Origin of the sequence: Streptomyces sp. AC1-42W, from assembly GCF_003248355.1 — a bacterium.
Taxonomy (GTDB): domain Bacteria; phylum Actinomycetota; class Actinomycetes; order Streptomycetales; family Streptomycetaceae; genus Streptomyces.
In genome coordinates this window covers 3,231,099-3,245,592 of the sequence record NZ_QKWY01000001.1, presented here as the reverse complement: position 1 = coordinate 3,245,592, position 14,494 = coordinate 3,231,099, and the positions used below count along the sequence as shown (strand labels likewise).

Here is a 14,494-nt window from a genome sequence, read left to right as displayed (position 1 = left end):
CGGTCGGACGAACGCCTGTGAGGCGTTGCGGACGCGAACCGCGCCACATATGCATCTTACACATCATGTGTAAGATGCATATAATGATGAGGTGCCTCCGGGCGGAGCGCGCGATGATGAAGCTGTCGACCAGAGGGAAGGAACGGGGTGGCGATGAAGGCGCGGGAAGACCGGGTGAGCGACATGGAGCGGGAGGTGACCCTGCTGTCGCGGCACTTCGTCGCCCTGCGCGGCCCCCGCGCGGGTCAGAGCCTGGACCGCTCGGCCTACGTCCTGCTCACCCGCCTGGAGACCGGCGACGGCCTCACGCTCAAAGAGCTGACAAACGCCTTCCAGGCGGACGCCTCCACCATCAACCGCCAGGTGAGCGCCATGCTCCGCGAGGGCCTCGTGGAGCGCATCCCCGACCCCGCCGGCGGCGTGGCCCGCAGGATCCGGCCCACCGCCCTGGGGCTGGAGCGCCTGGAGGCTGACCGGGCCGTCAGCCGCGCGGGCACCGCCCGCCTGGCCGAGACGGCAGGATGGAGCGGCGAACGAGTCGACGAGTTCGTCACCCTCCTGGCCGAGTTCAACCAGAGCGCCGAGCGCCTCGAACGGCTCGGGCGGACACGCTCCGCCACGGATTAGCCCGCCCTTCGGGCGACTCGCGTCCGCACGCGGTCGGCGCGATCATCGCAAAGGGGATCCCGTTCCCTGCAGCGAAAGGACACGCCATGCCGGTCTGCACGACGCGAGACGGTGTCGAGATCTTCTACAAGGACTGGGGCCAGGGGCGCCCGGTGGTCTTCATCCACGGCTGGCCGCTCAGCGGCGACGCCTGGCAGGACCAGCTCAAGGCGGTCGCCGACGCCGGCTACCGCGGCATCGCACACGACCGGCGCGGCCACGGCCGCTCCACCCCCGTCTACGACGGGTACGACTTCGACACCTTCGCCGACGACCTGAACGACCTGATCACGGACCTGGACCTGCGGGACGTCACCCTCGTGGCCCACTCCATGGGCGGCGGGGAACTGGCCCGCTACATCGGCCGCCACGGTACCGGGCGGATCCGCTCCGCGGTCCTGCTCTCCGCGATCCCCCCGCTGATGCTGCAAGGCCCGGACAACCCGGAAGGCGTCCCGCAGTCCGTCTTCGACGACATCAAGGCCGGGATCGTCAAGGAACGCTCCCAGTTCTGGAAGGACACCTCGGTCGGCTTCTTCTCCGCCGACCGCGACGGCAACAAGGTCACCCAGGGCAACAAGGACGCCTTCTGGTACATGGCCATGACCCAGACCATCGAGGGCGGCGTCGACTGCGTCGACGCCTTCGGCTCCACGGACTTCCACGAGGACCTCAAGAAGTTCGACATCCCCACCCTCGTCGTCCACGGCGACGACGACCAAGTGGTCCCGATCGACGCGACCGGCCGCAAGTCCGCCACTCTCATCGCCGACGCCGAACTCAAGGTCTACAAGGGCGGCTCGCACGGCATCGCCCTGGTACCGGGCGACAAGGAACGCTTCAATCAGGACCTGCTGGACTTCCTGAAGAAGTAGCACGCAACCGGCCGGACCGGACGGAACGCCACCGAGCAGCACCCGGAAGTCACCGATGCCCGTCAGGAGGGGGCCCCTGCCGTCAGGCCGAGGCCCCCCTCCCGTGCGGCACCGCGAAGCGGCAGTCGACCGCATGACCGCGACACCAGCCGCCTCACCATGACTGTCGCTCCCGACAAGAAGCAAGAGCCTGAGCCGCACGCGCAACCACTCTCACAAACGGTCCTTTGCGCGAGCACGATCAGAATCGGGCCGTCAGGTCCCCGCCCGACCCTGATTCGCTCTCGGAACCCGTTCTCGCTCAAAAGCGGGTCGGACCCCCTTCTGAGACTTGCATTGTCCGAAAATCCGGGCCCATGACGGACCCTCAGCAGCCCTCACCAACCGACCGGTCGGACGCCGACGACGTCGAACAGCACGCCTGTCCGAAGTGCGACGCCCAGCCCGGCTCACCCTGCCGCTCGCGCGGCGGCGCGGTCGCCTCCGCCTACCACACCCGCCGCTTCACCATGGTGCCCCGGCTGAAGAAGGCACTGCGGGTGCCCACCCCGGCCGACCGCGGCCCGGGCCGTCCGTGGCGCCCGGGCACCCCGCCGCCGGCACCGATCGACCCGGACCTGCCGAGCGCGGACATCCGCATCGGGTACGCACGCTGCTCGACCCTCGGGCAGGAACTCGACTCCCAGCTCGACGCCCTGAGCAAACACGGTATCCCCAGGGACAAGATCTTCAGCGAGAAGATCAGCACCCGAGTGCGAGTCCGCCCGAAGTTCGAGGAGGCGCTGCGGACGGCGCGGGAGGTCAAGGCGCACGCCCCGCACTGCCGGGTCATCTTCACCGTCTACGAGATGAAGCGCCTCGGCCGCGACGCCGCCGAGCTCACCGCGCTCGCCGACCACCTCACCGCCCACGGCCTGGTCCTGGAGATGCTCGCCGGGCCCCTGCCCGGCATCTACGACCCGACCGGCCCGGGGAAGCTGCTGTTCGCGTTCTTCGCGGCGATGGCGGAGACCGAGCGGGAGAACATCCGCGAGTCGACGCTGGAGGGGCTCGACACCGCGGCCCGCAAGGGCAAGCACGGCGGCCGGCCGCCGGTCATCACCGACGACATGCTCCACACCGTGCTGCGACGCCGGGCGAACGGGGAGTCGGTCGAGCAGATCCGGCCCGACCTGATCATCCCCACCGGCAAGCGCAAGGGACAGAGCCCCTCGGTGGCCAGCATCTACCGGGCGCTCGCCGAGCACGCCAAGCGCGAGGCGTACCCCGAAGCCGTCGAGACCGCGCACGCCGACTTCGCCGCCCTGAAGGCCGGGGATGTTCCCGGGCCTCGCGGTACGAGCGAGGTGCCGCAGATGCCGGGGCCGTCCAGTGATCCAGGCCCCGCACCGACGGACTCGGCTCAGAGGCTGCGCAGATAGGTGGGGTGGGGTGCCCGGGCAGCGAGGCGGGCACAGGTACCCGCAATCATGGAGTTGTGACGTTCTGTGATCACTGGGGGACCTATGCCCGTGCTGCCATCATGGCTGACCGACCCGCTCTGGGACCAATTCGCGGTGCTGCTGCCTGAGCACCCGACGGTCGATCCGTCCCACCCGCTCGGTTGCCACCGGCCCCGCATCAGCGACCGGATCGTGTTCGACAAGTTGCTGCAGCTACTGCGGTTCGGCTGCTCCTACCAGGTGGTCGCCGACACGAGCTGCTCGGCGACCACCATCCGCAACCGCCGCGACGAGTGGATCTGGCTGGGCCTGTTCGCTCGGCTCAAGCAGATCGCGCTGGAATCCTACGACCGGATCGTCGGGCTCGTGCTTGACCAGATCGCCATCGACGGCTCCATCACCAAAGCCCCGGCGGTGGTGAGGCAGCCGGCCGCTCACCGGTCGACCGCGGGAAACAGGGCCTGAAACGCTCGGGCATGACAGATGGTTACGGAATCCCGCTCGGCAGGGTCCTGGCCGGTGCGAACCGCCACGACTCCCCGCTGCTCGCCCCGACCCTGGACCTGCTGGACGACCTCGGGCCGCTGCCCGACGACATCACCGTCCACCTGGACGCCGGCTATGACTCGGACAAGACCCGCACCGAGCTCACCGCCTGCGGCCTGCACGGCCGCATCGCGCACAAGGGAGAGAAGGCGCCCATCCAGGCCGGTCGGCGGTGGCATGTCGAGCGCGCCCACTCCTGGCAGAACGCTTTCCACCGCCTCGCCCGCTGCTACGAGCGCCGCACGACTGTCATCAACGCCTTCTTCGACCTCGCAGACACGATAATCACCGTCCGTAGCCTGATCCGACAAGCCTGGATCACCCACCGCTGGGACGACCGCCCGAAGCGACGATGAGTGCCACCTATCTACGCGGGCGCGGCGTGTACCCCAACGTCGCTCTATTAGATGGCCGTCGCCATGTCTTTGAGTGTCGGTGACGTCGTTTCCTGCGGGGCGAGTTGCAGGGGTCTCGGCTTCGCCCGCGGCTTGCGTGGTCGTCGTTCTTCGGGGAAGAGCGAGAGGCTGATCGTGTGGGTGACCTTGGTGGTGGCGGGCTCGTCCGGTTTGAGGGTGCGGTATCCGGTGGTGCTGCGTTTGGTGGCGCGGGGTGCGGCACGTCCGGGGCGGGGACGGACGGCCTCGCGGGTCAGGTCGGCCTGGATGTCACGGATCCTGGCGGCCAGTTGCCGAGGGGGGAAAGTCCGCGCCGACGGAACGTCGGGCGGCGGCGAGGGTGTTCTTGAAGCTGATGTGCGAGACGGGGAGGTTCGCGTGGTGGGCGGCGTCCACGGCCAGGTCGTGTACGGCCTGGTAGACGCAGAGCATGGCCCACAGTTCCTGCTCGACCATGGCGGGACTGTTGGACCGGAGGGTCGCGGTGCGTCCTCCCCGCTGTTCGATCTTGATGTGCTTGAAGATCGTCTCGCTGGTCCAGCGGGCGGTGTACAGCTCTGCCAGCTCTGCGGCGGGTGCCGCCTCGGGGTCCAGGAGCGTGGTGATCAGGCAGAACAGCTCCGAGGTCTCCTCACTGTCGCCGTCCGCGCCGATCGTGGTGGTGACCACGGTGTACTCCACGGCGCGCACGGTGATCCGGGCGCCGCGCGGCCCGTTCAGGCGGGTGAGGAAGGTGCCGTCGGCCAGAACCTCATGCGGCCGCAGGGTGAAGGAATCCGAGACCCGCCACAGGAGTTCGGCCCCGGTGACCGCGGCTGCCCGCCACAGCTCATAGGCTGGAAAGCCCCGGTCGGCCATCAACAGGATGCCTTCCCGCAGGTGCACCAGGAGGCGGGCGGCCAAGGTGCGCTCGCCGACGGCGAAGGAGTCGAAGACCGCACCGATCAACGCCTTCGTGCCGCACTCCACCAGCGCGAGGAGCCTCACCTGCGGGTACGGTCCAGGCCGATTTCCGTTGGAGGCACGGGTGTAGGCGGCAGCGTTCGCCTCGCTGTCAGGAACGTCCAGCAGTGTGCCGTCCATGGAGGTCAGCCGCAGCCCGCGCCAGAAAGCCCCCGGCGTGGCCGCAGTGCCGGTGCAACCGGCGACCCGGTCGAAGAGCAGTCGCAGCGGCCCCGCACCCAGCCGGGCCCGCGCCGTTGTCAGAGACCCCGTGCGCGCCGGACGCCACACCTCCCGCGCCCGGCGCGGCCAGTGCTCCACCAACTCCCGCAGCACCAGGCCGTATCCGTCACCGCTGAACAGCCACATCGTCAGGACGAAATACACCATCAGCCGGGCCGGCAACGACCGGGTCCGCTCCTCGCGCGCCCCCGCCTCATCGACCACGAAGTCGACCAGCTCGGGCGTGAACGTACGCGACAGCACCCCCATCCGGACCCGCTCCGGGTACGTCTCACCAACTATGTGATCTCTCGGCACAAGACCGAGACTCTACGCGATCATGAACTAAGCGAGCGACGTTGGCGTGTACCCCGGCAGCCGTATCCGGCGTGAATAGACGGGTCGAGTGCCTTCCGCGGGGGCGGGCTCTTCATAACACTCGAGAAGTAGGTCGCCGCACAGGTCGCCCAGCTCGTCCGGCGCCTCCTCCAGCAAGGCGTGGGCCCACGCCTCGAGGGACGCGTTCTTCAGCGCATCGTTCGGAACCTGACGGACAGACTCGGGACCCATCGCCTTCCACTCTGACGAACCGCCTTCACGGAACAGCAGCCGCCACCAATACGGCTGCCAGTAGGGCCTCTTCAACGAGAACCAACCCCCCAGTTTTGTTTCGTCGCAAACGGCGGCCGCTCGGTCGAGGCACCGCCATGCCTGGTGACGCTTCCATCGATCGACGATAGTTCCAGTACCTGGAGTGTCAAGCCCTGGGTTTTGTGGACGGTGGGATAGCTGGGTTTCAGGGGGTCAGTGAGGCGCCGGTCGTTGCGTAGAGCGCCTCGTACTCGGCGGGTGGGATGTGGCCGAGCTCGCCGTGGTGTCTTCGCTGGTTGAACCAGTCGATGTACTCGGCGACGGCGATCTCGACGTCGTTGATGCCGGTCCAGGGGCCCTTGCTGCGGATCAGCTCGGCCTTGAACAGGCTGTTGAACGCTTCGGCGAGGTCGGTGTAGAGGGAGGTGGCGACCTGCCAGCCGACGACCATGCGGGAGTACACGTCGATGACGAAGGCGGCGTACACCCAGCCGGAGATGGTGCGGATGTAGGTGATGTCGGCGACCCACAGCTGGTTCGGGGTGTCGGCGGTGAACTGGCGGTTGACCAGGTCGCGGGGCCGGTCGGTCTCGGGAGCGGGCCGGGTGGTGCGCGGGCCCTTGGCCCGGGACACCCCGCGCAGGCCGTCGGCGCGCATCAGCCGTTCGACGGTGCAGCGGGCCACTGTCCACTCGCCTCTCAGGAGTCGCGGCGTGGACCTTGCGTGCGCCGTAGACGCCGTAGTTCTCGCGGTGGATCACGCGCATCTCCTCGGTGAGGCGCTGGTCGCGGACGCTGCGGGACGATTCGGGGCGTGCGTGGGCGGCGTAGTAGGTGCTCGGCGCGATCTCGGCGTCGGTGCCCGCGAGGGCTGCGCAGATCGGCTGGACGCCGAACTCCTCTTTGTGCTGGTCGATGTAGGCGACCTTCAGCGCAGTGGACGGTCCAGCTCCGCCGCGAAGAAACTCGCCGCGGACTTCAGGATCGCGTTGGCCACCGTAGCTCCCTGACCTCGCGTTCCAGCTCTGCGAGCCGGGCCACATCTGCGCTCGTGGCGCCGGGCACGCCGGCCTCGTCGGTCTCGGCCCTCTTGACCCAGGTCCGCAGGGCCCCGGGGTGCACATCGAGCTGGTCGGCAATCCGCTTCACCGCACCGGTCCGCGCGGCCGGGTCCTTGCGGGCCTCAACCGCCATCCGGGTCGCGCGCTCACGCAGTTCGTCGGAGTACTTACGGGGAGCAGCCATGGCCGGCATCCTTCCGGGTCTTCAATGTCTCCATCAAACCCGGGGCGGTTCAGTGTTCCTAGACAGCTCCCACCACACCGGAGGTCTTCGCCGTGTTCAAGACCAGACCAGTGTCAACAACGCTCGTGATCAATAAATCTAGGGCGTGTATCGAGTCGTGATCAATTTGCGGGATGCGCCTTCGCGGCGGGGCCTGATCCGATAGATCGTCATGCGTGACGCGACTGCAACTGACGGGCCCGGAGTGGGAGTTCATCGAGCCGTACCTGCCGATCGGCGAGTACGGTCCGTACCCCGAGCGGCTGCGGCAGCAGTTCGAGGGCGTGATCTGGCGGTTCAGGACGGGCGGGCAGTGGCGGGAGATGCCGAAAGAGTTCGGCTCCTGGTCGACCGTCCGCAACCGCTTCCGGCAGTGGCGTGACGCCGGCGTGTTCGGGGACCTGCTGGAAGGCGTGATCTCGGAAGCCGCGAAGCGGGGTGAGGTGGACCTGTTGCTGGTCAGCGTGGACTCCACCACTGCCCGGGCCCACCACGACGCGGCCGCGACGCACCTTGATGACGAGGTCCTCACCGCCTTGGAGAAGGCCGCTGCCGAGGAGGAGAAGGCCAGGTCGAAGGGGGCCGCTCGAAGTACAAAGCGGACAGGACGCCGAAACCGATCCCGCGCGGGAAGAACGGCGACGTGCCCGACGGCGGCACAGACTCCGCCTGAAGGCCGCCCTCCTCGGACGTCCCAGGGGCGGACAGACCAGCAAGGTCCACCTCGCCGCCGACCGGAAATGCCGCCCGCCGGCAATCGTCCAGACCGCAGGGCAGGCCGCCGACGGCCCGCAGTTCATCCCCGTACTCAAGAAGGTCCGGGTCCGCGTGCCCGTCCGACGTCCCCGTACCCGGCCGGGCGCGATCGCCGGGGACAATGAGCCGTTTCCAACCTGACGGGTGGTTGGGCCGGCAGCCCCGGCGGCGGGCATGAAGAAAGCTCCTGGTAGACGGGTTCACGACCAAGATCACCAGTCTGCCAGGAGCTTTCGCGTGCTTGTCTACCCGTCCGGCATCGATCTGTCCAGCCGCGTGCTGCGGCATCTCTCCGGTGTTCTCGCTGGTCACCGCCGTCGGATCGGTTCGCGCTGGCGTCGCCTGAGCTGCGGCCGCCAGGCCCTGCTCGTCCTGGCCCACCTGCGGTGCGGCGACACCTACGCCCGTCTCGCCGCAGGCTTCCGCATCGGAATCGCCACGGCCTACCGCTACATACGCGAGGCCGTCGATCTCCTGGCCGCCCTCGCGCCCACGCTGGAGCAAGCCATGACGACCGTGCGGAAGAAGGCGTACGTGATCCTGGACGGCACCGTGCTGCCGATCGACCGCATCGCCGCAAACCGCCCGTACTACTCGGGGAAGAAGAAGCACCATGGGATGAACGTGCAGGTCCTCGCGGATCCAGCCGGCCGTCTGATCTGGGTCTCGGACGCGCTACCCGGAGCCGTGCACGATCTGACCGCGGCCCGGACCCACGGCATCCCCGCCGCCCTCGCTGCCGACGCCACCAAGTGCTGGGCGGACAAGGCGTACCAAAGCGCAGGTCCTGCGGTCCGTGTCCCGTTCCGGGGCAAGAATCTGCGCGGCTGGCGGCGGCGTCACAACCGCGATCACGCCAAGATCCGCAGCCTCGGCGAACGCGCTATGGCCACCCTCAAATGCTGGCGGCTCCTGCGGAAGCTCCGCTGCAGCACCACCCGGATCACCGCCGTCGTCCGAGCCGTCGTCGCCCTCGAACTCGCTACCTGATCAAGATGGAAAAGGCTCAATGCCTACCCGTCCTGCGGCAACCGTGTCTACCTGTGCAAACGCCAGATCAAGGCGGTCATCCCGGAAAAGAAGGACCAGACCACCAACCGGAAGAAGAAGGGCAGCGGGGGCGAACGGCCCGTGGGCCACGACACCGACCTCTACAAGGAGAGGAACACCGCCGCGCGCCTGATCAACAAGCTGAAAGCCTGGAGAGGCATCGCCACCCGCTACAACATGACCCCCGAGAGCTACCTCGCCGGCCTGCACCTCCGCGCCTCCATGATCTGGATCAAAGACCTCACGCGGACCACTGGCTGGGCATGACCGATATGCGCGCTCAGGTTAGGCCGGTCTGTTCAACATCAGCCACAGGGCCGCCTCGATGTTCTCTCGAACGAAGTCGATTTCCTCCGCCGCGATCAGGTCACGCATGCGGGGGACCTCGCGGCTGGCACCCGGCAGACTGAACACCGCGCAGCCGGCGGCGTTGCGAATGTCCCAGTCCCCGTCCTGCTCGGCCAGCCGGATCAGGGCGTTCCGTACATCAGCGGCAAGCTCGTCGCCGAGCATGGGCACGATCTCCAGCAACCGGATCGCCTCGATCCGCACCAGGTCTTCTTCGCCTGGGTCAGCGGCCACGGCCAGCAGGAACGGCGTCACCTGTGGGGCATCGCCCTGAGCAGGCACGAACAGGCGCAGGGCCGCAGCTCGTGAGTCTGCCGAAAGCCTCGGGTGGCCATCGACCAGGGCCTGCGCCTCTGTCGAAGAAGGCACCCCGCCATGCTAGCCGGGGCGGAGACTCGGGAGAACCCACGGGAAGTCGTAGATCTCTTCACCAGAGGCCGGCAAGTTCTACAGATTGATCAGGACTCGATACGCGTCTTAGCGCACCCGCCGCTTCACCATGGTGCCCCGGTTGAAGAAGGCGCTGCGGGTACCGACCCCGGCCAACTGCGGCCCGGGCGGCCCGCTGTCGGCACCGATCGACCCGGACCTGCCGAGCGCGGACATCCGCATCGGGTACGCGCGCTGCTCGACCCTCGGGCAGGAACTCGACTCCCAGCTCGACGCGCTCACAGGGCACGGCATCCCCCGCGACAAGATCTTCAGTGAGAAGATCAGCACCCGTGTCCGGGTCCGCCCCCGGTTCGAGGAGGCGCTGCGGACGGCGCGGGAGGTCAAGGAACACGCCCCGCACTGCCGGGTCATCTTCACCGTCTACGAGATGAAGCGCCTCGGCCGCGACGCCGCCGAGCATGCCAAGCGCGAGGCATACCCTGATGGCCGGTTCGAGGCTCATGTCAACCTCAAACCATAAAAGAACAAGCTTATGATCGAGACGTGGATGGTGAACTGAGGTTCCGCAAAGCACTGATGCAGGCCGACCGCGGTGATGGCGAGGCCGCGAAGACTACCTTGCGTGACCTGATGGACCGCCTTGAGGCTTCTTCACTGAAAGTGCGAACTTTGGTCGTTCTCGGTGACTTGCTGGCCTCTGACGGTGACCACACTGCGGCTCGGCCCGTACTATGCGAGGCCGTCGGCTTGGCCGAGTCACTGGACGAAGCCGATGACCTGGTGGACTACGAGGTGAACCGGGCTTGGACCTGTTTCAGAAGTGACGACAGCGAACTCGTTGTTGGCGGATCCGATATGTGAACGGCGTCTCGTGGCAGCCGCGGGCAGGTTCAGTGAGCCCTTTCCAACCTCTCGCGCGGGCTGGGTTGTTGGCCTGACAGACGGATGAAGCCCCTGGTAGATGGGCTTTCGACCAAGAGAACCGTCTCCACCAAAAGCTTCGCATGCTTGTCTACCCGTCCGGCGTTGACGTGCCCAGCTCTGCCCTACGCTTTCTCGCCGCGCGCCTGAAGGAACACCGACGTGCTATCGGGACCCGATGGCGGCGCCTGAGCGCGGGCCGACAGGCCCTGCTCACCCTCGCCCACCTCCGCAACGGCCAGCCCTACGCCCAGTTCGCGGCCGGTTTCGGGATCGGCACTACCACTGTCTACCGGCTACATCACCGAGGCCGTCGAACTCCTGGCCGCACTCGCCCCCACGCTCGCCGAAGCAGTACGGGCCGCATCGATGAAGGCGTACCTGCTCCTGGACGGGACACTTCTGCCGATCGACCGGATCGCCGCCGACCGGCCCTTCCACTCGGGCAAACACAAGAAGCACGGCATGAACGTGCAGGTCATAGCCGACCCGAGGGGCCGGCAGCTGTGGGCTTCACCGGCCCTGGCCGGAGCGGTGCACGATACACGGGCCGCACGCGAGCACGGCGTCATCGATGCTCTTGCCCAGGCCGGCATCACCTGCTGAGCAGACAAGGGCTACCAGAGCGCAGGCGGGACGGTACGTCACCCTTTTCGAGACCGGTGGAAGACGATGCCCATCGGCCAGCAGGCCGTCAACCGGTCTCGGGCCAAGATCCGGGCACTGGTCGAACAAGCCATCGCCACCCTCAAGTTCTGGCGGCTCCTCCGCGAACTCCGCTGTTCAACGACCCGGATCACGAACGTCGTCCAAGCCGTCCTCACCCTCCAACTGGCCGGCTCGGACTGAGGCAGTTACCGAGCTCGTATGATCTCGCGGTGAGGATCTGGACAGAGCACCCTGCCAAGGCGGACGTCGAAACTGTCGTTCGCCGCTACTTCAGCCTGCTCCGAGCCGGGAGGATCCCTGATGCCGAACAGCTCATCGATCACCACCCGGTCCATCATGTGCTCAAGTCGCTGTGGACCGGGTCCGTCGAAGCAAGCCCCGATGGGGACGAGGCGAGCGGAAGCCCTCCTGCCGACGGGTGGGAGCAGGATCTGTCTTGGCTTGGCGAACTGAATCTCGCGGATTTCCACTGGGGCCGCACCGGCAGCCATGGCTACGTTGAGATCACCTACCACGCGCAGATCATCGAGGTGACATTGGGCTTTCGGGTCAGGCCCACCGACACTGGCTGGGTCATCACGGGGCCGGCCACGTACTGGTAGGACACGCGAACGAGCAGCACGATCCAGGTGTCGACGCAATCCGCCCGCTGGCGGACCATGACACGCTGTCGATCAAGGAACCGGCAAGCCCGAGCACCCCCCACGCCGGCCCCGTGACCTGCAACCTCAGGTTGGAAAGGGCTCAGTGTTGGGCGACAATCATCGGGTGACTGAAGCCAGCGTGGTGCATGTTTTCCTCTCGCGCGGCCGGTTCGCCTCGTTCGTCGACATCCGCGACTACGTCGATGCCGGGTGGTCGGAGAACGGGGATACCGAGCCATCCGTCTTTATGGGAGAGGCCGGGATCATCGAGCTCGAACCGATGTGCATCGAAGCCATCCACGCCCGGGACGACGGTCACCTCGCGCCGGTCGTCCCCGAGGTACTCCTTCGAGGGGCCTCGTACGCTGACCAGTGGCTGTCACAAGTGGAGTCGACCGAGCCGGCCGACGCCGCGATCTGCGTCTTCGCTCCCAACGTGGTCACCACCCCGCACGGCACCGCTCTGCACTACCTCGGCCGGTTCACCTACCGCGCCTGAAGGCCTCCCGCTGCAGGTTGTCACAGCCACTCATTGATGGCCGCGACCAGCACGGTTGCCTCGTAGCGGACGGCGAGTTGGTCGTATCTGGTTGCCACCGCGCAGTGGCGCTTGAGGTGATTGATCCCGCACTCCACCGCATGGCGCTCTTTGTAGTCAGCTGCTGACGCGCATCAGCCCAGGCGATTTTCAAGAGAGCAGATCCTCACGGTTCTCGCCGACACCGGCACTCCGATGCGGGCCCGCGACATCCGCGAGGCCCTCGACCTGCCGATCCTGCCGAAGAACACCGAGGGCATCCGATCCAAGCTGAAACGTCTGGTGACCCGCGGCATCCTCACCGAGCCCGAGCCCGGATTGTTCACTCAGCCCCGCCCCTGAGCACCAGCCCACCCCACCCCACCGAGCAGAGCACCTCACCCAGACCTCACCGCGAATCGGGCATCACGGTGCGAACCATACTCTGACAGCGGCTGTCGTCCCGTCTCCCCGACGGCCACGGCAACGTGAAAGATCTGATCATTTAGCTCGATCGTGGGTGATCGGCCCGGTTCACAGAACGGATGGTTCCGCAGCCTGGATGATCTTGGGCGTTGCCTTCGCCCGGGTCGCATTCCGTCCCCGGGTGTCTTTCGCCGACTCTGGAGCATCCGTGCGACACCCTGTCTCCCGCCCGCGCCTGCGCGCCCTGACCGTGGGGCTCGCGCTGGCCGCGTCCGCCCTCCTGCCCTCCGGTTCTGCCGGTGCGGCCGACCAGTACGAATGGGCCGCGCTGGGCGACTCGTACACCGCCGGCGTCTTCGTCGGCGACCCGCTGCCCGCGCTGGGTGACGCCTCCCGTGACGGCTGCGACCGCACCAGCGGCGCCTACCCCAGCCTGGTCCAGACGGAGCTTGACGAGTTCCCGCCGGGCAAGTACGTCCACCTGACCAATGTCAGCTGCGGCGCGGCCGTCATCACGGACATCGCCACCACCAAGCAGAAGCCGATCAGCCCGGTCGAGCAGCCCGAGGCCGGCTGGCCGGCGGTGGACACGCAGATCAAGCGGGCCGGTCTGAACGACCGGACCGACGTCGTCACCATCGGCGTCGGCGGCAACAGCCTGCCCTTCGGCGGCATGCTCCTCAAGTGTCTCGAAGAGGGCGCCAAGCTCTCCGGCTCCTGCCGCGAGCACTACACCAACCCCCCGGAGGGCGAGGAGAGCATCGAGCAGAAGCTCGACCGGGTCCAGGAGGAGTACGTCCAGATGCTGGCCGAGGTCCATACTGCCGCGCCCAACGCCAAGGTGATCACCGTCGGCTACCCGGCCGTCCTGCCGGAGGACGCCAGCGCCTGCAACCGTCTCGCCCTCACCGAACTCGGCCTCATCAAGCACGCCGACGTCGACTGGCTCCGCGACGACGTGCTGAAGCAGCTGAACAGCACGATCCAGCGCGTCTCCAACTTCTTCGGCGACCAGTACGTCGACATCTACTCCTCCAGCGTCGGCCACGACGCCTGCCAGCCCGCCGACGAGAAGTGGGTCGAGGGCCTCTGCGGCGATGCCGGGGACTACTGGCCCGCCGCGATCGGCAAGCTGAACTGCGGCGTCGTCGACAAGCGCGCCACCCTGGTCCACCCCAACGCGGCGGGCCACGAGAACGTCGCGAACCACGTCGAGCGAGCCATCCGCATCGCCCTCCTCGAACGCTGACCGAACCCGACACCGGAGCCCCGGGACCAACGCGGAAGCGCGGCCCGGGGCTATGCCGTCTCTCCTGTGGCTCTGTGCGTGTGAGTAGTTGGGGTACAAGAAATCCCGGTGAGAACGATCTTGCTGGTGTTCCCCTACCCCTGCCGGGGCTCGGACGTGCTGGGTTCGGGAGCGGTCTCGTCCTCTTCGGGTTCGGGCCAGAGGTCGACGGGACCGTGTTCTCCGGGTCCGGCGGCGCCAAGGACTCCGGGGCCCTTCCAGCGGTGGGGCGACATGGGGATCACTGGTCGTCTCCGTTCCGGGACTGCGCGAGCAGCTGGGCCACCACGTCGCCGGTGCCGCCCTGAGCCTGGCGGGTCAGGTCGTCCAGCACGGTGTCGCCGCCGAGGACCTGTGCGGTGAGCCGTTCCATCAGCTCCGGGTCGGCGCCGCTGCCGGGGCCGGTGATGCGGGCGCGGACCTGGCGGCGGGGGCCGATGACCTGCGCGTCGTCCGACACGGTGGCTTCCTCGGCCTCGGCGAGCGCCCGGTACAGCGAGGCGACCGAGGGGTTCTTGC

General features: G+C 67.6%; 13 protein-coding genes and 5 pseudogenes. 14 read left to right on the top strand and 4 right to left on the bottom strand.

Annotated features, from left to right (window positions below; translation table 11 throughout):
• Window positions 1-153: 153 nt before the first annotated feature.
• The 4 genes and pseudogenes from DNK56_RS14970 to DNK56_RS14955 all read left to right on the top strand — a co-directional run bounded on the left by DNK56_RS14970 (window position 154) and on the right by DNK56_RS14955 (window position 3,885).
• Window positions 154-627, top strand: a complete 474-nt coding sequence (locus DNK56_RS14970) for a MarR family winged helix-turn-helix transcriptional regulator (protein ID WP_111334231.1) — start codon at window positions 154-156, stop codon at window positions 625-627.
• A gap of 86 nt (window positions 628-713) precedes the next feature.
• Complete coding sequence (locus DNK56_RS14965) at window positions 714-1,541, top strand: alpha/beta fold hydrolase (RefSeq protein WP_111334229.1); 828 nt, start codon at window positions 714-716, stop codon at window positions 1,539-1,541.
• Between the two features lie 356 nt (window positions 1,542-1,897).
• Window positions 1,898-2,962, top strand: coding sequence for a recombinase family protein (locus DNK56_RS14960; protein WP_241989877.1), 1,065 nt, complete (start codon window positions 1,898-1,900; stop codon window positions 2,960-2,962).
• Window positions 2,963-3,046: 84 nt separating this feature from the next.
• Window positions 3,047-3,885: pseudogene (locus DNK56_RS14955) on the top strand (IS5 family transposase).
• Between the two features lie 309 nt (window positions 3,886-4,194).
• Here the strand turns inward: DNK56_RS14955 and DNK56_RS14950 are convergent.
• Entirely contained in the window at window positions 4,195-5,358 is a 1,164-nt protein-coding gene (locus DNK56_RS14950; RefSeq protein ID WP_111329449.1) for an IS4 family transposase, read from the bottom strand.
• Between the two features lie 526 nt (window positions 5,359-5,884).
• Window positions 5,885-6,933, bottom strand: a pseudogene (locus tag DNK56_RS14940) (IS3 family transposase).
• A 206-nt stretch (window positions 6,934-7,139) separates the two neighbouring features.
• Between DNK56_RS14940 and DNK56_RS14935 the strand changes: the two are divergent.
• The 3 genes and pseudogenes from DNK56_RS14935 to DNK56_RS14925 all read left to right on the top strand — a co-directional run.
• A pseudogene (locus DNK56_RS14935) lies at window positions 7,140-7,839 on the top strand (transposase); the annotation flags it as partial.
• Window positions 7,840-7,956: 117 nt separating this feature from the next.
• The gene (locus tag DNK56_RS14930) at window positions 7,957-8,709 is read left to right on the top strand and encodes a transposase family protein (RefSeq protein ID WP_111330039.1); all 753 of its coding nucleotides are present in this window, start codon (window positions 7,957-7,959) and stop codon (window positions 8,707-8,709) included.
• A gap of 21 nt (window positions 8,710-8,730) precedes the next feature.
• Window positions 8,731-9,036 (top strand): annotated as a pseudogene (locus DNK56_RS14925) (IS5/IS1182 family transposase); the annotation flags it as partial.
• 18 nt (window positions 9,037-9,054) lie between these two features.
• Here the strand turns inward: DNK56_RS14925 and DNK56_RS14920 are convergent.
• Entirely contained in the window at window positions 9,055-9,486 is a 432-nt protein-coding gene (locus DNK56_RS14920; RefSeq protein WP_146610475.1) for a hypothetical protein, read from the bottom strand.
• Window positions 9,487-9,628: 142 nt separating this feature from the next.
• Between DNK56_RS14920 and DNK56_RS35960 the strand changes: the two genes are divergently transcribed.
• The 7 genes and pseudogenes from DNK56_RS35960 (at window position 9,629) to DNK56_RS14885 (ending at window position 13,936) form a co-directional block, all read left to right on the top strand.
• Window positions 9,629-10,030, top strand: coding sequence for a recombinase family protein (locus DNK56_RS35960; protein ID WP_241989876.1), 402 nt, complete (start codon window positions 9,629-9,631; stop codon window positions 10,028-10,030).
• Between the two features lie 23 nt (window positions 10,031-10,053).
• Window positions 10,054-10,371, top strand: coding sequence for a hypothetical protein (locus DNK56_RS14910; RefSeq protein WP_146610476.1), 318 nt, complete (start codon window positions 10,054-10,056; stop codon window positions 10,369-10,371).
• A gap of 143 nt (window positions 10,372-10,514) precedes the next feature.
• Window positions 10,515-11,280, top strand: a pseudogene (locus DNK56_RS14905) (IS5 family transposase).
• A gap of 29 nt (window positions 11,281-11,309) precedes the next feature.
• Window positions 11,310-11,702 (top strand): hypothetical protein, encoded by a 393-nt coding sequence (locus DNK56_RS14900; RefSeq protein ID WP_111334219.1) that lies wholly within the window; start codon window positions 11,310-11,312, stop codon window positions 11,700-11,702.
• A gap of 166 nt (window positions 11,703-11,868) precedes the next feature.
• Window positions 11,869-12,243, top strand: a complete 375-nt coding sequence (locus DNK56_RS14895) for a hypothetical protein (protein WP_146610477.1) — start codon at window positions 11,869-11,871, stop codon at window positions 12,241-12,243.
• A 234-nt stretch (window positions 12,244-12,477) separates the two neighbouring features.
• Complete coding sequence (locus DNK56_RS35365; RefSeq protein ID WP_199563753.1) at window positions 12,478-12,624, top strand: hypothetical protein; 147 nt, start codon at window positions 12,478-12,480, stop codon at window positions 12,622-12,624.
• Between the two features lie 271 nt (window positions 12,625-12,895).
• The gene (locus DNK56_RS14885; RefSeq protein WP_241989875.1) at window positions 12,896-13,936 is read left to right on the top strand and encodes an SGNH/GDSL hydrolase family protein; all 1,041 of its coding nucleotides are present in this window, start codon (window positions 12,896-12,898) and stop codon (window positions 13,934-13,936) included.
• 280 nt (window positions 13,937-14,216) lie between these two features.
• Here the strand turns inward: DNK56_RS14885 and DNK56_RS35360 are convergent, their stop codons facing one another.
• Window positions 14,217-14,435: a hypothetical protein gene (locus DNK56_RS35360; RefSeq protein ID WP_199563754.1), complete on the bottom strand. Its 219-nt coding sequence runs from the start codon at window positions 14,433-14,435 to the stop codon at window positions 14,217-14,219.
• Window positions 14,436-14,494 lie beyond the last annotated feature (59 nt).